The organism is Chitinophaga sp. GbtcB8, assembly GCF_019091455.1.
Lineage (GTDB): Bacteria > Bacteroidota > Bacteroidia > Chitinophagales > Chitinophagaceae > Chitinophaga.
This window is the reverse complement of record NZ_JAGXJN010000151.1, coordinates 1-273: the sequence shown is the minus strand read 5'-3', so window position 1 is coordinate 273 and position 273 is coordinate 1. Positions and strand designations below refer to the sequence as shown.

General features: G+C 49.1%; 1 protein-coding gene. It reads left to right on the top strand.

Annotated elements, in window-relative coordinates; genetic code table 11:
- Positions 1-273, top strand: a 273-nt coding sequence (locus KVT36_RS31705; RefSeq protein ID WP_217607430.1) for a biotin/lipoyl-binding protein, incomplete at both ends; no start/stop codon positions are given.

Here is a 273-nt window from a genome sequence, read left to right as displayed (position 1 = left end):
GCAGTACTGGTGAGCGGCGGTGCCATATTTGGTATCAGTAAGTATGTTCATGCATTACACCATGAAGAAACAGACAATGCGCAGATCGATGCAAATGTGAGCCCGGTAATACCCCGTGTAAGCGGTTATGTAACCCCCATACGGGTAAAGGATAACCAGGATGTAAAGAAAGGTGATACCCTGATAGTGCTGGATGATCGTGAACTGCAGAACAAGCTGCAGCAGGCAGAAGCATCCCTGGTAGCTGCACAGGCTAATGTAGGTGTGGCACAG